Annotated in this window: 21 protein-coding genes; 2 read left to right on the top strand and 19 right to left on the bottom strand. The window is 65.1% G+C overall.

What is annotated here, in order from left to right; all coding sequences use genetic code 11:
* Positions 1-13: 13 nt before the first annotated feature.
* From paaI to JQ616_RS23575, 13 genes are all read right to left on the bottom strand, one after another.
* Positions 14-469: a hydroxyphenylacetyl-CoA thioesterase PaaI gene (gene paaI, locus JQ616_RS23635; protein ID WP_212018540.1), complete on the bottom strand. Its 456-nt coding sequence runs from the start codon at positions 467-469 to the stop codon at positions 14-16.
* Between the two features lie 94 nt (positions 470-563).
* The gene (paaE, locus tag JQ616_RS23630) at positions 564-1,640 is read right to left on the bottom strand and encodes a 1,2-phenylacetyl-CoA epoxidase subunit PaaE (RefSeq protein ID WP_212018539.1); all 1,077 of its coding nucleotides are present in this window, start codon (positions 1,638-1,640) and stop codon (positions 564-566) included.
* 2 nt (positions 1,641-1,642) lie between these two features.
* A complete protein-coding gene (paaD, locus tag JQ616_RS23625; RefSeq protein ID WP_212018537.1) occupies positions 1,643-2,146 on the bottom strand; it encodes a 1,2-phenylacetyl-CoA epoxidase subunit PaaD in 504 nt (167 codons plus the stop codon).
* Positions 2,140-2,916 (bottom strand): 1,2-phenylacetyl-CoA epoxidase subunit PaaC, encoded by a 777-nt coding sequence (gene paaC, locus JQ616_RS23620; protein WP_212018535.1) that lies wholly within the window; start codon positions 2,914-2,916, stop codon positions 2,140-2,142. The genes paaD and paaC overlap by 7 nt, the downstream gene beginning before the upstream one ends.
* A 124-nt stretch (positions 2,917-3,040) precedes the next feature.
* Positions 3,041-3,328, bottom strand: coding sequence for a 1,2-phenylacetyl-CoA epoxidase subunit PaaB (gene paaB / locus JQ616_RS23615; RefSeq protein ID WP_024579339.1), 288 nt, complete (start codon positions 3,326-3,328; stop codon positions 3,041-3,043).
* A gap of 13 nt (positions 3,329-3,341) precedes the next feature.
* The gene (gene paaA / locus JQ616_RS23610) at positions 3,342-4,334 is read right to left on the bottom strand and encodes a 1,2-phenylacetyl-CoA epoxidase subunit PaaA (RefSeq protein ID WP_212018533.1); all 993 of its coding nucleotides are present in this window, start codon (positions 4,332-4,334) and stop codon (positions 3,342-3,344) included.
* 76 nt (positions 4,335-4,410) lie between these two features.
* Positions 4,411-5,280, bottom strand: a complete 870-nt coding sequence (gene paaX / locus JQ616_RS23605) for a phenylacetic acid degradation operon negative regulatory protein PaaX (RefSeq protein ID WP_212018531.1) — start codon at positions 5,278-5,280, stop codon at positions 4,411-4,413.
* A 239-nt stretch (positions 5,281-5,519) separates the two neighbouring features.
* Positions 5,520-6,290 carry an esterase/lipase family protein gene (locus JQ616_RS23600; RefSeq protein WP_212018529.1) on the bottom strand — a complete coding sequence of 257 codons (771 nt, stop codon included), beginning with the start codon at positions 6,288-6,290 and terminating at the stop codon, positions 5,520-5,522.
* 196 nt (positions 6,291-6,486) lie between these two features.
* Entirely contained in the window at positions 6,487-7,770 is a 1,284-nt protein-coding gene (locus JQ616_RS23595) for a DUF445 domain-containing protein (RefSeq protein WP_212018527.1), read from the bottom strand.
* A gap of 161 nt (positions 7,771-7,931) precedes the next feature.
* Positions 7,932-8,408: a phasin gene (locus tag JQ616_RS23590; protein WP_212018525.1), complete on the bottom strand. Its 477-nt coding sequence runs from the start codon at positions 8,406-8,408 to the stop codon at positions 7,932-7,934.
* Between the two features lie 183 nt (positions 8,409-8,591).
* A complete protein-coding gene (locus tag JQ616_RS23585) occupies positions 8,592-9,188 on the bottom strand; it encodes a GNAT family N-acetyltransferase (RefSeq protein WP_212018523.1) in 597 nt (198 codons plus the stop codon).
* The gene (locus JQ616_RS23580) at positions 9,185-10,267 is read right to left on the bottom strand and encodes a PHA/PHB synthase family protein (protein ID WP_076862504.1); all 1,083 of its coding nucleotides are present in this window, start codon (positions 10,265-10,267) and stop codon (positions 9,185-9,187) included. The genes JQ616_RS23585 and JQ616_RS23580 overlap by 4 nt, the downstream gene beginning before the upstream one ends.
* Positions 10,264-10,647, bottom strand: a complete 384-nt coding sequence (locus JQ616_RS23575) for a hypothetical protein (protein WP_212018521.1) — start codon at positions 10,645-10,647, stop codon at positions 10,264-10,266. The genes JQ616_RS23580 and JQ616_RS23575 overlap by 4 nt, the downstream gene beginning before the upstream one ends.
* 172 nt (positions 10,648-10,819) lie before the next feature.
* Here JQ616_RS23575 and JQ616_RS23570 point away from each other — a divergent pair, with 172 nt between their 5' ends.
* Complete coding sequence (locus JQ616_RS23570) at positions 10,820-11,746, top strand: alpha/beta fold hydrolase (RefSeq protein ID WP_212018519.1); 927 nt, start codon at positions 10,820-10,822, stop codon at positions 11,744-11,746.
* A gap of 288 nt (positions 11,747-12,034) precedes the next feature.
* Positions 12,035-12,430 (top strand): nuclear transport factor 2 family protein, encoded by a 396-nt coding sequence (locus JQ616_RS23565; RefSeq protein WP_249137226.1) that lies wholly within the window; start codon positions 12,035-12,037, stop codon positions 12,428-12,430.
* Positions 12,431-12,433: 3 nt separating this feature from the next.
* Here the strand turns inward: JQ616_RS23565 and JQ616_RS23560 are convergent, their stop codons facing one another.
* From JQ616_RS23560 to JQ616_RS23535, 6 genes are all read right to left on the bottom strand, one after another.
* Positions 12,434-13,528: a branched-chain amino acid ABC transporter permease gene (locus JQ616_RS23560; RefSeq protein WP_212018515.1), complete on the bottom strand. Its 1,095-nt coding sequence runs from the start codon at positions 13,526-13,528 to the stop codon at positions 12,434-12,436.
* Positions 13,525-14,391: a branched-chain amino acid ABC transporter permease gene (locus JQ616_RS23555; RefSeq protein WP_212018513.1), complete on the bottom strand. Its 867-nt coding sequence runs from the start codon at positions 14,389-14,391 to the stop codon at positions 13,525-13,527. The genes JQ616_RS23560 and JQ616_RS23555 overlap by 4 nt, the downstream gene beginning before the upstream one ends.
* A 7-nt stretch (positions 14,392-14,398) precedes the next feature.
* On the bottom strand, positions 14,399-15,103 hold the full coding sequence (locus JQ616_RS23550) for an ABC transporter ATP-binding protein (RefSeq protein ID WP_212018511.1): 705 nt from the start codon (positions 15,101-15,103) through the stop codon (positions 14,399-14,401).
* Entirely contained in the window at positions 15,100-15,813 is a 714-nt protein-coding gene (locus tag JQ616_RS23545; RefSeq protein ID WP_212018509.1) for an ABC transporter ATP-binding protein, read from the bottom strand. Before JQ616_RS23545 ends, JQ616_RS23550 begins: the two co-directional genes overlap by 4 nt.
* 80 nt (positions 15,814-15,893) lie before the next feature.
* Positions 15,894-17,219, bottom strand: a complete 1,326-nt coding sequence (locus JQ616_RS23540; RefSeq protein WP_433995994.1) for an ABC transporter substrate-binding protein — start codon at positions 17,217-17,219, stop codon at positions 15,894-15,896.
* Positions 17,220-17,299: 80 nt separating this feature from the next.
* Positions 17,300-19,084 (bottom strand): FAD-dependent oxidoreductase, encoded by a 1,785-nt coding sequence (locus tag JQ616_RS23535; RefSeq protein WP_212018507.1) that lies wholly within the window; start codon positions 19,082-19,084, stop codon positions 17,300-17,302.
* Between the last annotated feature and the right edge of the window lie 27 nt (positions 19,085-19,111).

Here is a 19,111-nt window from a genome sequence, read left to right as displayed (position 1 = left end):
TTCCCCTGAAGCCTTATGCCTTGATGTCCGTGTCGGGCAGCCAGGTGCCCTGTATCACCCGCGAATGTCCGCGGAATTCGGCGATCACGCTGTCGCCGGCGGTGACGCGCACGTCATAGATTCCGGAGCGGCCGCTGCGCGAGATCTCGCGCGCGGCCGCGACCAGGCGGTCGCCGAGCTTGCCGGGCCGGATGAAGGTGATGTTGCCCTGTGCCGCCACCGCGCGATCGTTATGGCTGTTGCAGGCGAAGGCGAAGGCTGAATCGGCCAGCGTGAAGATGTAGCCGCCATGGCAGATGCGCTGGCCGTTGACCATGTGCGGTTGCACCGTCATCGCCATGGTCGCGTGGCCCGGCTTGATCTCGACGAGCTCCATGCCGAGGCCCTTGCTGGCGTCGTCTTCCTTCCACATCGCATCCGCGCAGGCGCGGGCGACATCCTCTGATGATAGCGTGGCCTTCAAATTCACATCGAACTCCCTGTGCGCGGGCCCGTTGCGATGGGCCTCTTGGTGTCACATCAGTGTTTGGCGCGACACCTTGGGTGTCAACGCGCAGATAGAACTAGACGTGGTCGTAATCGACCACGACCTTCTCCGAGCACGGCTTGGCCTGGCAGGTGAGGATGAACCCCGCCTTCAGCTCCCACGGCTCCAGCGAATAATTCAGGTCCATCGGCGCCTCGCCTTCGACCAGCTTGGCGCGGCAAGTCGAGCACATGCCGCCCTTGCACGCGAACGGCAGGTCCATGCCGGCGCGCAGCGCGGCGTCGAGGATCGACTCGCCGTCAGCGACCGGGACTTCGCGGCGCTTGCCGTCGATGATCAAGCCGGCGATCGCCTTCGGCGGTGCGCCTGCGGGCACGACGACCTTGGGGCGCGGCTTGCCGCCGAACTCCGACACGAAGCGTTCGACATGGATGCGTTCGTCGGCGATGCCGATCTCGCGGCAGGTCGCCTCGATGGTCTCGCTCATCGCGGTCGGGCCGCAGACGAAGACATGATCGACGGTCGCGGCCGGCACCAGCGAGCGCAGCAGCACCCGCACCTTCTCACCATCGAGCCGGCCGTGCAGGATCGGGATGTCCTGCTCCTCGCCCGAGATGACGTGGAACACCGACAGCCGCCGCATGAAGCGGTCCTTCAATTCTTCCAGCGCCTCGCGGAACATGACGCCTTCGGTCGAGCGATTGCCGTAGAACAGGAAGAAGCAGCTCGTCGGCTCGCGCGCCAGCACGCCCTTGATGATCGAGAGGATCGGCGTGATGCCGCTGCCGGCGGCGAAGCCGACATAGGTCCGCGCCTCCCCGGGCGTATGCGCGATACCAAAACGGCCGGTCGGCGTCATCACGTCGAGCTCGTCGCCGGCCTTCAATTCGTCCGCGGCCCAGTTCGAGAAGGCGCCGCCGTCGACCTTCTTCACCGCGATGCGCAATTCGCCGTCGTCGGGGCCGGAGCAGATCGAATAGGAGCGGCGGACTTCCTCGCCGTCCATGGTGGTGCGCAAGGTCAGATACTGACCGGGCGTGAAGCGGTAGTCGCCTTGCAGATCGTCGGGGATCGCGAAGGTCATCGAGATGGCGTCGGACGCCTCGCGGCGCAGATCGCTGACAGACAGGCGGTGGAATCGTGGTGTCGACATGGTCAATGACACTTGAAGTAATCGAAGGGTTCACGGCAGCTCTTGCAACGCCACAGCGCCTTGCAGGAGGTCGAGCCGAATTCGGACAGCAGCTCGGTATCGACGGAGCTGCATTGCGGGCACATCACCTGCTGCTCGCCGAACAGCGCGCGGCGCGAGGAGCCCGGCAGCGGCGGCGCGATGCCGTATTCCCTGAGCTTGCGGCGGCCGTCCTCGCTCATCCAGTCGGTGGTCCAGGCCGGCGACAGCACGGTGCGGACCTTCGGCCGGTGAATGCCTTCGCGTTCCAGCGCAAGCTCGATCTCGAGCGCGATCATGTTCATCGCCGGGCAGCCGGAATAGGTCGGTGTGATCGCGACCTCGACATGGCCGTCATGGACCGCGACATCGCGCAGCACGCCGAGATCGGCGATGGTCAGCACCGGAATCTCGGGATCGACCACCTGCGCGGCCGCGCGCCAGGCGCGCCGGCGCAGATCGGCGTCGCTGAGTGCAACGGTCACCATGTTGCCCCCGGGAAGGTTCGCTGCAGGGACTGCAATTCGCTGAGCAGATGGCCGAGATGTTCGCTATGGCTGCCGACGCGGCCGCCCTGCTGCATCCAATCGCTCTTCGGCAACGCCAGCGTCGCCTCGTTGACGATGCCGGTCACGGCCTTGAGCCAGCGCGACTTCAGCGCCGCCGGATCAATCGCGATGCCGGCGTCGATCAGGCCGCGCTCGCCGTCGTCGACTGCGAACATCTCGCCGGTGTAGGCCCAGAGATCGTCGATCGCGTCCTGCGCGCGGCGGTGGCTTTCCTCGGTGCCGTCGCCGAGCCGGACGATCCATTCCGACGAGTGCCGCAGATGATAGGCGCTCTCTTTCTCCGACTTCGCCGCGATCGCAGCAAACGTCGGATCGGATGAAGCCATCATCGCGCGCCAGTAGAGATCGGCGAATGCCGCGTAAAAGAACTGCCGCACCATGGTGCGGGCAAAGTCGCCGTTCGGCTGCTCGACCAGCAGCAGATTGCGATACTGCCGGACGTCGCGCAGATAGGCGAACTTGTCCTCGTCATTGCCGCGGCCTTCGACCTTGGCAGCGTAGGTGTAGAGCTCGCGGGCCTGGCCGAGCAGGTCGAGGCCCATATTGGCGAGCGCCATGTCCTCCTCCATCGCCGGCGCATGACCGCACCATTCGGACAGCCGGTGGCCGAGGATCAAGGCATCGTCGGCACGGCGCAGTGCGTACAGCACCAGCGGCGTTTCGGAGACTTCGATGTTGGCGGTCGCCATCTAATCAACTCGCTGGTTGGCCGTCATTGCGAGGAGCGAAGCGACGAAGCAATCCATGCTTGCTTCTTGCTCCGCGGTCCGATGGATTGCTTCGCTTCGCTCGCAATGACGAGCGGAGACACAGTCACATATGCCCGACTTCGTCGGGAACGTCGTAGAAGGTCGGGTGGCGGTAGATCTTGGATTCCGCCGGCTCGAACATCATGCCCTTCTCCGACGGATCGGACGCGGTGATCGCGTTCGAGGGCACCACCCAGATCGACAGCCCCTCGCCGCGGCGGGTGTAGATGTCGCGCGCGGCTTGCAGCGCCAGCGTCGAGTCGGCTGCGTGCAGCGAGCCGACATGCTTGTGCGCAAGACCATTGCGGCTGCGGATGAAGACTTCCCAGAGCGGAACGTTCGGCGTGGCCATCTCCAGCGCTCCCTTATTCTGCGGCTTGCGCGAGCTGGCGGCTCTTGCGCTTCTCGGCATATGCCATCGCGGCCTCGCGCACCCAGGCGCCCTCCTCATGCGCCTTGCGGCGCGCGGCGAGACGATCGCGGTTGCAGGGGCCGTTGCCGGCCAGCACCTGCTTGAACTCGTCCCAGTCGATCGGGCTGTGCACCCAACTGCCGTTCTCGTTCTGCTTCATGCCGGGATCGGGAATGGTGAGCCCGAGGAACTCGGCCTGCGGCACGGTGGCGTCGATGAATTTCTGGCGCAGCTCGTCGTTGGAGAAGCGCTTGATCTTCCACTTGGTCGAAGTGTCGCTGTGCTGGCTGACCTGGTCGGGCGGGCCGAACATCATCAGCACCGGCCACCACCAGCGATCGAGCGCGTTCTGCGCCATCGCCTTCTGTTCGGCCGTACCGCGGCACAGCGTCACCATGATCTCGAAGCCCTGGCGCTGATGGAACGACTCTTCCTTGCAGACGCGGATCATCGCGCGCGCATAGGGGCCGTAGGAGCAGCGGCACAGCGGAATCTGGTTCATGATCGCAGCGCCGTCGACCAGCCAGCCGATGGTGCCGATGTCGGCCCAGGTCAGCGTCGGATAATTGAAGATCGAGGAGTACTTCGCCTTGCCCGAGAGCATACCGTCGACCAGCTCCTCGCGCGAGGTACCGAGCGTCTCGGCGGCGGCATAGAGATAGAGGCCGTGGCCGCATTCGTCCTGCACCTTGGCGAGCAGCGCGGCCTTGCGGCGCAGCGACGGCGCGCGGGTGATCCAGTTGCCCTCGGGGAGCATGCCGACGATTTCGGAGTGTGCGTGCTGGGAAATCTGCCGGGTCAGCGTCTTGCGATAGGCGGCGGGCATCCAGTCGTTCGGCTCGATGCGCTCGTCGGCATCGATGCGGGCCTGGAACTGACTGGCACGGGCAACATCCTCGACGCGGCGATCGTCGCCGTCGGATGAGTTGAGCGCCTGCGTATACATGGCCGACCTCCCGGTGTGTTGTTAGGCAGGAATATATAACACAAATTTTGAAATGCAAGTTGTTTTTGTAATACGTTCAGATGCCCTCGAAACGCCGCGCCACGGCTCCGTTGGGCTTCGGCAGCGGCCCGTCCTCGTTGGTTGCGTGGTCGTCAAGCCATTGTTCTGACGCAGGAAGCAGCCCGCGATAGATCTCGCCGCAGAGTTTGCGCGCCGCCCTGCCCGGCCAGTCCTTCGGCAGCAGCTGATACGGCAGCAGCGGATCGCGCAGCACGACCCGGCGGTAATGGTGGATCAGCAGGATGCGCGCGGTGAAGGCGTCGGCATCGCTCAGCTTTTCGCCACGCATGATCGAGCCATGCAGCGGCTCGAACGTCTTCATGAATTTCAGATAGGCGTCCGCGGTGCGATCGAGCGGCCAACTCTCGCTGAGCAGCTTGCGCCCACTGTCGTCTTCCGCCGAGACTTCGAGACGGATCGCACGCGACGCCTCGTCGGGGATCGGCACGCCTGACGGCGCGACCCACACGCCGGGCAGCGGGCTGCCGAAGCCGGCATTCTTCAGCGCGTCGCGCGCGGCGTCGCGGTCCTCGGCATTGCCGATCAACAGCAGCTCGAAGCGGCCGGTCCAGTCCGATGGCGGTGGGTCGTAGATGTGCCGCGTCGCGGTGTCGAAGGTCTGCCGTCCCCGGGCATTCAACCGATAGAAACTGTTGCGGCCGACCTTGCTGCGCTCGAGCCAGCCATCGGCGGCGAGCCGCGACATCGCGGTGCGCACCACGTTGCCGTCGATGTCAAGCGACTTGAAGAATTCGAGCAGCGTGCCGAGCCACACCGCGCCGCCGCGCGGCACGATGGAATCCCCGAACACGGTGATGATGATCGAGCCGGTGCGTGACGGCTCGCGCTTCAGCTGATCGACGATGCGGGCAAGCGGCTGTGGCATGCCCCAACGCATAGCGCGTTTTGTCGATTCACGACAATGCGGGGCGCGGCGCCGCTGCTCCCTCGCCCCGCTCTTGCGGGGTCGAGACGAGCGGAGCTCGCTCTTAGAGGGTTAGGGTGAGGGGCTGCCTCCGCGCTCACGGTGAGAGACGACTCGTGGACACTCCCCTCACCCGGATCGCATTGCGCTTCGCTTCATGCGTTCCGGCCTCTCCCCGCACGCGGGGCGAGGCAAACAAGTCAGCGGTTCGGATCCGGATAGACGAAGCTGCGCCAGCCGCTGCGATCGAACGGTGCCCACTCGCCTTCCTTCTGCGCGAGGCGATCGGCCACCGCGTAAACCACGGCCGGGTGATGGCCCATGCCGCAATGGCTGCTCTCGACCTCGATGCTGTCGGTCATCGACGAGGACTGCTCGCGGCAACCCTGCCAGGCGCAGACGCCATCGGTGCGGCTGAAGATCGCGGTGGTCGGCACCGGCGGCGCACTGGCGAGCGAGCCGCCGAAACGTGAATCCTCTTCATCGGCGCGGCGGCCGCTGGCCATCTCGTAGACGCGCCAGGCGTTGGTCGACTTCGGGCCTGCGGCAAACGGGCTGCCGAGCGTGATCACCTGGCGCACGCGCTCCGGCATCATCTTGGCGAGTTGGCGCGCATAGAGGCCACCGAGGCTCCAGCCGACCACCGAGACCTTGCGGCCGGTCGTTTCATTCATCTCCTGCAGCAGGTCGACCATCCCGTCCTGCACGCCGGCGCGAAGCCCGAGGTTGCGGCCCTGGCGCCAGCCGCTGACGGCGTAGCCCTTGCTCTTCAGGAAGTCGCGCAGCGGGCGCGTCGACATGTCGGAGGCGATCAGTCCGGGCAGCACCAGCACCGGATGCCCGTCGCCGCGCGGCGCGAGACTCAACAGCGGCAATGCACCAAGGAAAGCACCGAGCTCATGAATGGCGCGGCCTTCCAGAAACATCAGCGTCCTGGACGGCGGGCGTAGCGTCTGCGCAGCAACGGACATTTCAACTCCTCTTCCGGCACCGTCGTGGCGGCCGGCAATGGGATCATCAGGAATAGGTCAACAGGATTGACGCAAACCCGGCGGAATCGTTCCGCAACGCAACAATCAACCTTGAAAAGCTAGGGAACCGAGTACCTTCGTGCAAGCGGCCCAGGTCACACTTGCCACAACTAATGTGATCGCCGTGCTCAATCGGTCACAGCAGGCGCAGCACATATTCCAGCGTGTAAAGCGTCAGCCCGGCAAGTCCGCCGATCAGCGAACCGTTGAAGCGGATGTATTGCAGATCCTTGCCGACGTTGACCTCGATGAGAGAGATCAACTGCTCCATGTCCCAGCTCTTCATCTGGTCGGCGATGAAGCTCGAGACGCCGCTCTTCTGCTCGGCAACGACCGAGCGCAGGATCGCAACCAGGCCCTGATTGATTTCGCCGCGCAGGTCCACGTCGCCGTCGAGCGCATCGCCGGCCTCGACGAACATTCGTGCCAGCTGATGCTGCAGCACCTGCGACTCGCCCGAGGCGCTGCGCTCGATGAAGTCCTTGACGTTGGCCCAGACAGCGCGCCCGAGATTGGCAAGCTCCGGCCGCGCCATTAGATCGCGCTTGAGACCGTCGATGCGATCGGCAAATGCCTTGTCGCTGCCGATCCTATCGACGAACGACAGCAGCATGCGATCGAATTCGCCGCGGAACGGATGCTGCGGATCGTTGCGCACCTCCTCGAAGAATTTCGTGGCCGAGGCGATGATCCGGTTCACCACGAACTTGTCGGCACGATAGAGCCGCAACAGCGTCGGCATCTCGGCGCGGACCTTGTCGCGGATCACGGCCATGGTCTCCTGCTGCGTCAGCGTCTGGTGCAGCACGCGCAGCAGGTCGTCGAGCAGGCCGCCATGCTTGCCCTCCTGCACGAAGCCGCGCAGCGCGCCGGCGGCGAGCGGCGCGAGATCGACCGAGAGCAGCTGCGTCGTGACGCGGCGGCTGATGAACTGCATCAACCCTGAGTTCTCGGTCGCCGCGAACGCTTCGGGCAGCATCCGCAGCACGAAGCGGGCCAGGTCCTCGGAGCGTTTGCGGTCGCGCAGCCAGTCCGCGATGAAGCTGCCGAAATCGATCTCGCGCAGCTTGGCCTCGACCGGGCCCGACTCCAGGAAATTGTTCTCGATGAATTCGCCGAGCTTCTCGGCGATGCGCTCCTGATTGCTCTGGATGATCGCGGTGTGCGGGATCGGCAGCCCCAGCGGCCGCTTGAACAGCGCGACGACGGCATACCAATCGGCGAGCCCACCGATGGTCGCGGCCTCGGCAAACGCGGCGATGAAGCCGAAGGCCGGATGCACCGGCAGCAGCGCCTTCGCTGCGACGAAGATGATGAGGGTTGCCGCCAGCACGCCGGTCGCCAGCCACTTCACGCGCCGCAGCTCGGCGGCGCGTTCGACATCGAGGGGCGTTGCGATGAGGGCGGCGGGAAGGGTCATTGGGATCGAGGAGGCTTTCGCACTGGCCGCACACCAACCGTCATTGCGAGCGAAGCGAAGCAATCGGCGCGACATCAACGATGTATGAGACGCACAGGCAAAAAAGAAGGCCCGCGAAATGGCGGGCCTTCGAAAAGGGCAGTTGGTCAGTGCAAGCGCGATCAGGCGGTCTTGCCGTAGACCTTGGCGAAGTTGTCCTGCGCGGTCTTCGCACCGTCGCTGACGAGCTTGCCGAGATATTCCGACGTGGCCTTCGCCCGCGAGACGAACAGTTCGCCACGCGCACGGACCAGGTCCGACTGGATCTGGGCGGCTTCGCTCAGCGACTTGGCCGAAGCGAGCTTGTCGATGCCGGCGAAGAACGCCTCGGCGTCCTGGTAGATCGCCTGCTGGATGTTGCGGCTGATCTTGGCGGCTTCGGTCACCGAACCGGCAACAGCGGTCTCGATCACAGAGGTCACCTTCTCGGAGCCGGCATATGCATCGGCAGCGCGGGTCTTGGCGGCCTCGGCCTGCTTCTTCACGAACTCACGGGCGGCTTCCGGAACTTCCAGGTTCTGGAGCTTGGTGAACGCCTCGGTGACGGGCGCGAAGGCTTCCTTGACGCTGTTCAGCACGGAATTGGTTTCGGTGGTCATTGGGGTCTCTCTCCATCCTCAGGTTTGAGCTATGGGCTCACCCCGTCCGGATTGGCCCGGGGCAACGGTGTTATGACACACCCGATGGTGCGTCGCAACATAGATATTGCAGCGCGATATCACGAACTCGTGAACAGCATGAATAACCGGCAAATTGCCTGCGGAATGCGCAGCTAGCGGTATTTATCCACCGCCAACGGCGCCAGGCAGTCCGTACGCCTCCATCTGCGCCCGGACCTGCGCCACATTGTGCCCCAGCACGACGATGTCGTGGGTCTTGCCCTCGACGTCCCGGACATGGTCCCGCAGCAGGGCCTCCGCCTTGAAGCCGAGGCTTTCGAACAGCGCGATCGCCGCCCGCTGGTCGACGGTCATCTGCACCGAGAACTTCTCCAGCCCGGCGCCGAGCGCGATGGCGAAGGTCTCCTGTGACAAGGCCCGGCCGACGCCCTGTCCGCGCACGTCGAGCGACACCACCATCCGGATCTCGCCGACATGCGGCGACCAGGAATGCGGATCGCGCACCAGCGTGCCGCAGCCGACCACCGTGCCGTTCCTGATCGCGAGCAGGCTCGTGATGTCGCCGCGCTCGATCTCGTTGATCCAGGCCGACAGCACCTTCGGCTGGCTGATGTTGCGCGGCAGGAACAGCAGATCATGCGTCGGCAGCTTCTGCGCGAAGGCCAGCACCGCGGCCTCGTCGGTCCGCTTCATCAGGCGAAACTCGATGTCGCCGGCCTCGGTCTTGACGTGGCGCGGATAGGAACGTTGTTCGGTCATGTCGATCTCTTGCTCAACCAGGAGTCCAGCTTCGGCCACAGCCGCTTGATTGCATTGGCGCCGGCGACCAGCGAGACGTGACCGCCTTTCAGCATCACCTCCTCCTTGTCCTCCGAGCCGATCTTGGTGATCAGGTGCTTTGCCGCGTCATACGGCACGATGTGATCGTGCTCTGCGACCGCGTGCAGGATCGGCACCTTGATGTCGGCGAGCTTCGCCGCGCGGCCGCCGACCGTCATGGTGTCGTTGTAGAGCTTGTTGTCCCACATCAGGTCCTTGGTGATGGCGCGGAAATATTCGCCCGCGAGCGGCAGCGTGTCGGTCGCCCAGCGGTCGAACATCCGGTACGACTTGACGAACTCGTCGTTCCAGATGTTGTCCCAGAGCTGAATCTGGCCGACGACGCGCGCGGCCGGCCGCAACATGTCGAATGACTGCAGGATCAGTTCGGGCGGCATGTTGCCGGTGCTGTCGATCAGGCGGTCGACGTCGAAATAGCGCCGGTCGGCGAAGTTCGAGAACAGCTTCATCTCGCGGAAATCGATCGGCGTGGTGAAGCAGATCAGATTCTTCATCGGCCCGTCGTTGAAGATCGAGCCATAGAGCAACGACAGCACGCCGCCGAAGCAATAGCCGATCACGGAGACGTCCTTCTCGCCGGAGTCCTGCTGCACCCGGCGGACCGATTCCGGGATGAAGTCGAGGACGTAGTCCTCCATGCGCAGCGATTTCTCCTCGGGCTTCGGCGCGGTCCAGTCCAGCATGTAAACGTCGAAGCCGCGCTTGAGCAGGAATTCGATGAAGCTCTGCCCCGGCACGAGATCGAGGATATAGCCGCGGTTGGTGGTCGCCATCACGATCAGGACCGGCACGCGATAGACCTCACTGGCCTGCGGCCGGTAATGATAGAGGTTCATGGTGCCGCGCGAATACAGCACGTCCTTCGGCGTCTCGCCGAGAGTGGGCCCGGAGCTGGAGAAGTATTCGACACCCTTGATGCTGCGCTGGATCGCGCGCTGCACCTCGGACTGAACGCGCTCGGAGATCGAGGCGAAATCAAATGGGGTGGGAGCATTCATTTGCTGCCTCCCTCCGCTGGCGGCTGCCTGGTGCGCGGCGGCCGTGGCGTTGCGCCGTGGCCGTCGTCCGGCGCCAGCGAATTGTGGTGCACCTGCTGCAGCAGCGACTTGATCTCGTTGAGCTGATTCTCCATCGATTGCAGGCGTTCAGCCATGCCGACGAGCTGGGCGCGGCTCGGCAGGTTCATTGCCAGCAGATATTTCTCCATCAGCTCGCCGAGCTGCTTCTGCGCGCCGGCCGCGACGCCGCCGGCCTGATTCATCACCTTGGAAAATTCAGGCGAGCTCATCAGCTGGTTGCCGAAGGAGTTGAACCCCTTCTCCATCTCGCCAATCATCGTCTGCCAGATCACGGCAGGGTCGTTGCCCTTGTCGGCCATGCGGCGCTCCTCCACACCAATTTCGGGCGCTTGCCGCGCTTCGATTTGTTCGTGCCATACGACACTGTTGACGCTGATCGGTCAACAGTGCGGCGCGCCCGGCGACGTCGACGCTCTTCTGCGCTGCGTCAATCCGTGGCATAGAGGTTCCTGACCGCGACACCAGCAGGGGATGCCCGTGACCACGCTCGCCCATCAGCCGCCGCAGCTCGCCCGCGCCAACGGCATCGACATCTGCTACGAGGTTTTTGGCGATGCCAATGCCGAGCCGCTGCTGCTGATCATGGGCCTCGGCGCCCAGATGATCCATTGGGACGACGAGTTCTGCCGCCAGCTCGCCGCGCGCGGTTTTCGCGTGATCCGATTCGACAACAGGGATATCGGCAAGTCCACCCGCCTGAGCGGCGGCAAGCGGCTGAGCGCGCTCGAGCTGCTCAAGCTGCGCTTCCTGAAGATCCCGGTCGCCGCGCCCTATAGACTGGCCGACATGGCGCGGGACACGATCGGCCTGATGGACGCGCTCGGCATCCGCAAAGCGCATCTGGTCGGCGCCTCGATGGGCGGCATGATCGCGCAGGAGGTTGCGATCACCTTTCCCGAGCGCGTGCTCTCCCTGACATCGATCATGTCGACCACCGGCAATCCAAAGATTCCGGGGCCGACCCGCGAGGCCACCGCGGTGCTGATGGCGCCGCCCCCGAAAAGCAAGGAAGAATACTTCGTCCGTTTCGGGCAAACCTGGAAGGTGCTGCGCAACGGCTCATTCCCCGAAGATGAAGCGCTCGACCCGGAGCGCGCGCGGCGCACCTTCGAGCGCGGCCTCAATCCGGAGGGCGTCGGCCGCCAGCTGCGCGCCATCCTGGCCTCCGGCAGCCGCAAGGAACGGCTGCGCAGCGTCAAGGCGCCGACGCTGGTGATCCACGGTACGGTCGATCCGCTGGTGCATCCCGAAGGCGGCAAGGACACCGCGGTCTCGATCCCGGGCGCCAAGCTCGTGATGATCGAGGGCATGGGACATGCGCTGCCAATCCCGATGTGGCCGCAGATCATCGACGCCATCGACAAGCACGCGCATGGGGCCGCGGCGAAGGCGGCGTAGGGGCGGCGCGTTTTCGAGCGAAGTGGATACCGGTTCGCGTGAAGAAAACGCGTCAAAAACAAGAATCCGGAGCCTCGTTCCGATCAATCGGAACGGGGCTCCGGTATCTCCGGGTAACCATGTGAGCCTGGGGTGCGTTCTTCCGGGCGACGCATGGAAACTGTAGACAGCGCAATGCATCGCGCAGGTCGCGCACCATCAGCCACCGGGAGCAACCAGATGAAGACCTTCCTCCGGCCGCGGACAGCCGCCGCCGCCCTCCTCCTCGCGCTCGCGTCGTCCTCCGCGATGGCGGCCACCAGCGAGGCGCAGCAGGAGGCGAACCGCAAGGCGGTGCTGGCGTTCTACGAGAAGGGGCTGAACCAGAAGGACGCCGACGCGGCGCTCGCCTATGTCGGCAATCGCTATGTGCAGCACAATCCCGGCGCGGCCGACGGTCCCGAGGGCTTCCGCAAGTTCATCAGCTTCCTGCGCGAGAAGTTTCCGAACTCGCACAGCGAGATCAAGCGATCATTCGTCGACGGCGACTACGTGATCCTGCACGTCCACGCGGTGCGCGAGCCCGGGACCCGCGGCAACGCAATCATCGACATCTTCAAGCTCGAGGACGGCAAGATCGTCGAGCATTGGGACGTGGTGCAGCCCATTCCGGAAAATCCGGCGAACAACAACACGATGTTCTGAGCGCTAGCGGCTGCGGCCGAGCCAGCGCTGGGTCGGGAACAGCTGCAATTGCCAGCGCCGTGCAGCCGCGCCCCACACGCCCCTTGGCATGAACAGCATGATCAGGATGGCGAGCGTGCCGAGCACGACGAGATAGAGGCTGCCGTACTGGGCAAGCCAGGTGACGAGCCCCCACAGCAGCAGCACGCCGACCATCGGGCCTTCGATGGTGCGCACCCCGCCGATCACGACGATGAAGATCACGTACGCAGTCCAGTCGGTGACGCTGAAGGCCGCGTCGGGCGAGATGCGCGCCTTCTGCAGATAGACCACGGCGCCGACCATGCCGGTCGCGAAGGCGACCGCGATCCACAGCACGTGGCGGATCCGCGCGGTGCGTACGCCGACGCTGCGCGCCGCTGCCGCATTGTCGCGGCTGGCCGCCAGTGCAAGGCCATGTCGCGAGCGGATGAAGGCATAGATGCCGAGCGTGACCAGCACGGCGAGCAAGAGCGCCAGCCAGTAGACCAGGACGTCGCGGGCGGCGGCCGGACGCAGGCCGAGCAGCGCCTGCACGGCTTTCAGCCCAAACATCTGCGACAGCTCGCTCGGCGAGATCGACATTCCGGTACCGCCGCCGAGCGACTTGAACTGGGCGCAGATCAGCCGCAGCGCTTCGGCGGCAACCCAGCTGCCGATCGCAAAATATGGCCCCTCCAGGCGGAACAGCAGCGGTCCGAGCACTGCTGCGATCAATGCGGCAAACAGCCCAGCCAGCGGGATCGCCGCAACGGGATCGAGCCCGGCCATCACGATGCCGGCAAACAGCGCATAGGCGCCAAGCCCGACAAAGGCCTGCTGCCCGACCGACACCAGCCCGCCCCACCCGGCCAGCACGTTCCAGAGCTGCGCCAGCGTCAGCATGGTGAGGACGAAGATCAGATCCTGAATCAAATTGCGCGATGCGATCGCAGGCAACACGGCAAGCACCAGCACCAGCACGATGCCGGCCACCGCCGCAACGCGCGACAAGCGCGTGCCGACCCGGACTTGCCACACCGGCACATCTGCCGCGTGCTGCTCCCGGCTCGCGGGCAGATCGATGCTTTCGACACTCATGCCCGCCTCGCCGGAAAGAGACCGCGCGGCCGCACCATCAGCACGGCCAGGAAGGCGAGATGGCCGGCGAGGATCTGCCACTCGGGATTGATCCGCCCGCCGATCGCCTGCGCAAGCCCGAGCACGATGCCGCCCGCCAGCGTCCCCCACAGGCTGCCGAGGCCGCCGATGATCACGGCCTCGAACGCGTAGAGCAGCCGCGCCGGCCCGATCGACGGGTCGAAGCTGGCGCGGATGCCGAACACGACAGCGGCGATCACCGACACCGCGAGCGACAGCCCGACCGCGGTCGCGTAGACATTGCGCTCGTTGACGCCCATCAATTGCGCGATCGTGGGATTGTCGGCGGTGGCGCGGAAGGCGCGGCCGAGCGAGGTGCGGTAGAAGATCAGCTGCAGCAGCGCGACGGCGGCGATCGCCGTCACCAGCGCCGTCAGCGGCGCAAGGCCAACGCTGAGGCCAGGGGCCAGCGTCACAGAGGAGGATTCGAAGGCGCCTGCCTGCAGCCGCCGGCTGTCGGCGCCATAGCCGAGCAGCAGCCCGTTCTGGATCACGATCGACAGGCCGAAGGTGACGAGCAGCGGCGGCAGGATGTCGTCGCCGAGCACCCGCTCCAGCACCAGCCGCTGCAGCACGAAGCCGAGCGCGAACATCACTGCGACGACCAGCAGCGATGCGGCCGCAAGCGGCAGGCCGATCGCCGTGGTGGCGCTGAGCACCAGATAGGCCGCGAGCAGGATCAGATCGCCATGCGCCAGATTGACCAGGCGCATGATGCCGAAGATCAGCGACAGGCCGAGCGCGAACAGCGCATAGACGCCGCCGAGCAGCACGCCTTCGATGATGGTGTCGAATCCGCTCATCGCTCCCTCATGCTCCGAAATAGGCCGCGCGGATCATGTCCTGATCCACGTCCTTGGGCCGTCCGCTCAGCGTCACGCGCCCCTCCTGCAGGCAGTAGAACCGATCGGCGGCGCGCAGCGCGCGGGTGATGTCCTGCTCGACCAGCACCACCGCCGTGCCGCCGGAACGAATCTGCGGCAGCATGCGGTAGATGTCCTCCACCACGATCGGCGCGAGGCCGAGGCTGATCTCGTCGCACAGCAGCACCGACGGGTTCGACATCAGCGCGCGGCCGATCGCCACCATCTGCTGCTGCCCGCCGGACAGCGCCGTGACGGCACCGCGCCGCCGCTCCCTGAGCACCGGAAACATCCGGTAGACCGCGGCGAGATCCCACGGCGTGCTGCGTTCGCCGCCATAGGCGCCGATCAACAGGTTCTCCTCGACGCTGAGCGAGGGAAACAATTGGCGGCCCTCGGGCACCAGCGCGAGGCCGAGCCGCACGATGCTCGCGGCGGACGCATCGCCGATCGCCCGCCCGCCGAGACGGATGGTATCCGGACGGTTCTTCACGAGACCCGCCAGCGACTTCAGCATCGTCGACTTGCCGGCACCGTTGGCGCCGATTACCGCGACCGCCTCGCCCTCACCGAGCTCGAAATCGATGCCGAACAGCGCCTGGAAGTCGCCATAGAACGCGTCCAGCCCACTGACATTGAGCAGCGCGGTCATGCCGGCACTCCCATGTAGATCGTCTCGACTTCACGCCAGCGCATCACCTCGTTCGGCACGCCCTGCGCGACGACCTTGCCGAAGTTCAGCACGACCAGCCGCTGCACCACCGCGAGCAGCGCGTGCACCACATGCTCGATCCAGATGATGCCGACGCCTTCAGCATGGATGGTTCTGATCGTCTCGACCAGCTCGTGGCATTCCGCATCGGTGAGGCCGCCCGCGATCTCGTCGAGCAGCAGCGTGCGCGGCCTGGTGGCCAGCGCCCGCGCCAGCTCGAGCCGCTTGCGATCGAGCAGCGGCAGGCTGCCGGCCAGCCGGTTGGCCTTGGTTTCGAGGCCGGTCAGAGCAAGCATGCGACCGCAATGCTGGACCGCATCCGCCTGCGACAGCCTGCCGCCGAACAGGGCGGCGACCGCAAGATTCTCGAACACCGAGAGATGATCGAACGGCTGCGGGATCTGGAACGAGCGCCCGATGCCGGCGCGGCAACGTGCCTCGGGCGAGAGGCCCGTGATATCGACGCCATCGAGCACGATGCGACCGGCGTCCGGCCGCAATAGCCCGGTGATGAGGTTGAACAGCGTCGACTTGCCGGCGCCGTTCGGCCCGATCACGCCCAGCGCCTCTCCGGACGCAAGCGCCAGGTCGATGGCGTCGGCAACCACGATGGCACCGAATCGCTTCGAGACGGAATGGAGTTCGAGCATGTTCGCTCTCAAAAATGGATTGGTCCGGGGAGATGCGCGGGCGTGCCGCGCATCTCCGATCGACAACCGCCGACGGCGCGTTAGCTCAGCGCCTGCATGTCGCCGCCAAGCGGGATCTGCGGCGCCAGCTTGTTGTCGGTGATCACCATGTCGTATTTGTCGCCATTGAGCCGCCACTGGCCGCCGACGAGCGGCGTCTTGGCGATGTTCTTGGCTGCGAACGGCGGGACCGCGCTGGAGCCGAATGCGACCTGGCCCACGATCGTATCGAGCTTGGTCGCTCCGATCGCCTTCGCCAGCGCGGCGCCGTCGCTCGGATCACTGGAGCGCTTGATCGCGTCGATCGCGACCTCGAACAGCGAATGCACGAAGCCGATCGGCTGGGTCCACTGCTTGCCGGAGGCCTGCTCATAGCCCTTGGCGAGATCGGTCGCGCTGACGCCGCTGAGGCTCGATTTGTAGGGATGGGTCGGCGTCCACCACACCTCGGTCGAGATATTGTTGCCGCCCTTGCCGAGTGCCTGCACCGAAGCCGGGAACAGCAACGCCTTGGCCACCGACACGACTTTCGGCTTGAGCCCTTTCTGCCGTGCCTGATTCCAGAAGGTGGTGAAGTCGGGCGGGATGATCACGCCGGTGATGATCTCGGCATCGGCGCCACGAAAGGCCGCGATCTGCGAACTGAAATCGTCGGTGAGATTCTGGAAGCGGCCGGGATCGGTGAGCTTGAAGCCCTGCTTGGCCATAACAGGCGGGAAGCCGATCGTGGTGTCGCCCCAGGCGTTGCCGTCGGCATCGTTCGGAAACAGCGCGCCGACCGATTTGTTCGACGCGACCTGGCTCCACATGCTGGTGAAGACGCCGATCACATCCTCGAGCCCCCAGAAATAGTGGAAAGTGTAGTCGAATGGCTTCCAGCTCTTGGGATCGCCGGGATTGGCCTGCCGGCCGATGAAATTGGTCTGCCACGGTGCGACGGAGGAGATGCACGGCACCTGTTCGAGCTCGCACTGCGTCGCCACCGGATTATTGGTCTCGGGCGTCGCGCCGACCACGATCAAGCTGACATTGTCGCGGGTAATCAGCTCCTTGGCGACTTCAGCGGCGCGGTTCGGATTCGACTGGCTGTCCTTTGTCACCACCTCGACCGGATAGGTCTGCGATCCGACCTTGACGCCGTCCTTGATGAACTTTCTGAACTCGCCGAGCACGAAGTCGTCAGCTTCGGCGAAGGCGGCGAGCGGGCCACTCTTGGGCGAGACGTAACCGATCTTGATCGGCTTGTTGGCAGCACGCGCCGCCGGCGCGAACAACGTCGTCGTACCTGCTGCGGCGACCCCACCGGCGATACCCTGCAGCACGCGGCGGCGATCGAAAGACATGACGTTCAAATGGTCCTTGCTCATTTTCCCCTCCTTGAGGCGAGCCGGTTGCATGCCGGCTGCCGTTTCATTTCGTTCTGAAAAATTATTTGCGTCGCGTCGCATCACGCGGCGGCGACGGACTTCGCTTGCGCGCTACGGCCGAGGATCTGGCCGAACACGTCGAGCAGCACGTCGGTGGCGTCAGCCGCCGCCTCCCTGGCGCGCCAGGCGACATACATGTCGGGACGCACCAGCACGCAGCCGTCCTCGTCGACCTCGCTCTGGCGATACCAGTCGGCATAGATGTCGAGCGCATCGCAGCCCTGCGGACCGATGGTCACGACATCGACCGGCAGGCCGTAAGCCTTCTCCACCGTGGCGGCAGCAGTCTTCCAGCCGTCGCCGCCGATCCCGGTGAGCAGCGTGAAGCGGCCCTTGCCAGTGAGATCGAGCGTCGATTTGCGCTGGCCGTGATGCTCGACCCAGACGTGCGGCAGATGCGCGCCGGGCCAGGTCGTGGCCTGATAATAGAGCTCGTGATCCCTGGTGAAGGCCGGCATCGGCGTGCCGTCGGACACCACGGCTGTCGAGCCGTAGCGCTGGTTCAGCTCGACACCGTGGCAGTTGAACTCGTAGCTCTTGTTGGCGATGGCCTCATAGAGCTTCTTGCGACGTGCCTTGCCCTCGGCGGTCGGCGCCTTGCGCGCGGCGATCGCCTTGCGGGCCTCGGCCGGATCGGTCGAGGCGACAAGTCCCACCGCCTCGAAGATCGGTGGGAAATCGCCGATACTCTTGTTGGCGCGGGTCACGATCTGCTTGCCTACCGGCTGGCGCTCGGCCGAATAGGTCTCGAGCAGCGACGGCGCCGCGTGGCCCTCGAGCACCAGCTTCAGCTTCCAGCATAGATTGAAGGAATCCTGGATCGAAGTATTGGAGCCAAGCCCGTTGGTCGGTGGATGACGGTGCACGGCATCGCCGACACAGAACACGCGGCCGGACGAATAGCGGCCGGCATACATCTCGTTCACGGTCCAGGTCGAGGTCGAGCGGACGTTGACCTCGAGAGTCTCGTCGCCGACCAGATTGCGCACGATCGAGATCGCCTCGTCGTTTGAGAGCTTGCGCTCGCCCTGCTCGATGTCGTAGCCCCAGATGATCAGCCATTCATTCCACGGCCGCACCATGCGGATCAGGCCGGCGCCGATGCCGCCGATCTCAGCGCCGGGTTGCAGCACCCAATAGAGTACGCTCGGCCGGTGCGCGACGTACTTGCTCAAGTCGGCCTGCACGATGATGTTCATGCTGCCGGCGCGGCCCATCTGGCCCTCCATCGGCAATCCGACCACTTCGGCGACCCGGCTGCGGCCGCCGTCAGCGCCGATCAGATATTTGGCGCGGATCTGGTAGACCTCGCCGGAGAGGCGGTCTTTTACCGTCGCGGTGACACCGTCGGCATCCTGCACCAGGTCGACGAATTCAGTGTTGAAGCACAGCGAGGTGCCGCGCTGTCCGGCAGCCTCGATCAGGATCGGCTCGAGGAAATTCTGCGGCAGATCGCAGATCCGGGTCGGGCTGGCGAGATCGTAATCCGCCTTGCGCGCGGGATGGTTGCCCCAGGAGTAGAGCCGGCCGAATTCCTCTCCGGCGAGGCTCTCGCAGAACACGTTGTTGGCCATCAGGGGCTGCGGCACGGCCTGCGCCACCGCCTTCTCCTCAAGGCCGAGGTCGCGCAGCACTTCCATCGCACGCTGGTTGGTGATGTGGGCACGCGGCGTGTCTGCCAGCCAGCCGTATTTCGTGACCATGATGTGCTTAACGCCATACATGCCGAGCAGCGCCGCCGCCGTCGCGCCGGCCGGGCCGCTGCCGACGACAAGCACGTCGGTCTCAACAGGTTTGCTGGTCATCGTCGTCTCCCTGGTCGTTCTGTTGGT

Origin of the sequence: Bradyrhizobium tropiciagri (genome assembly GCF_018130545.1) — a bacterium.
Lineage (GTDB): Bacteria > Pseudomonadota > Alphaproteobacteria > Rhizobiales > Xanthobacteraceae > Bradyrhizobium > Bradyrhizobium tropiciagri_A.
This window is presented reverse-complemented; position numbering and strand designations above follow the sequence as displayed.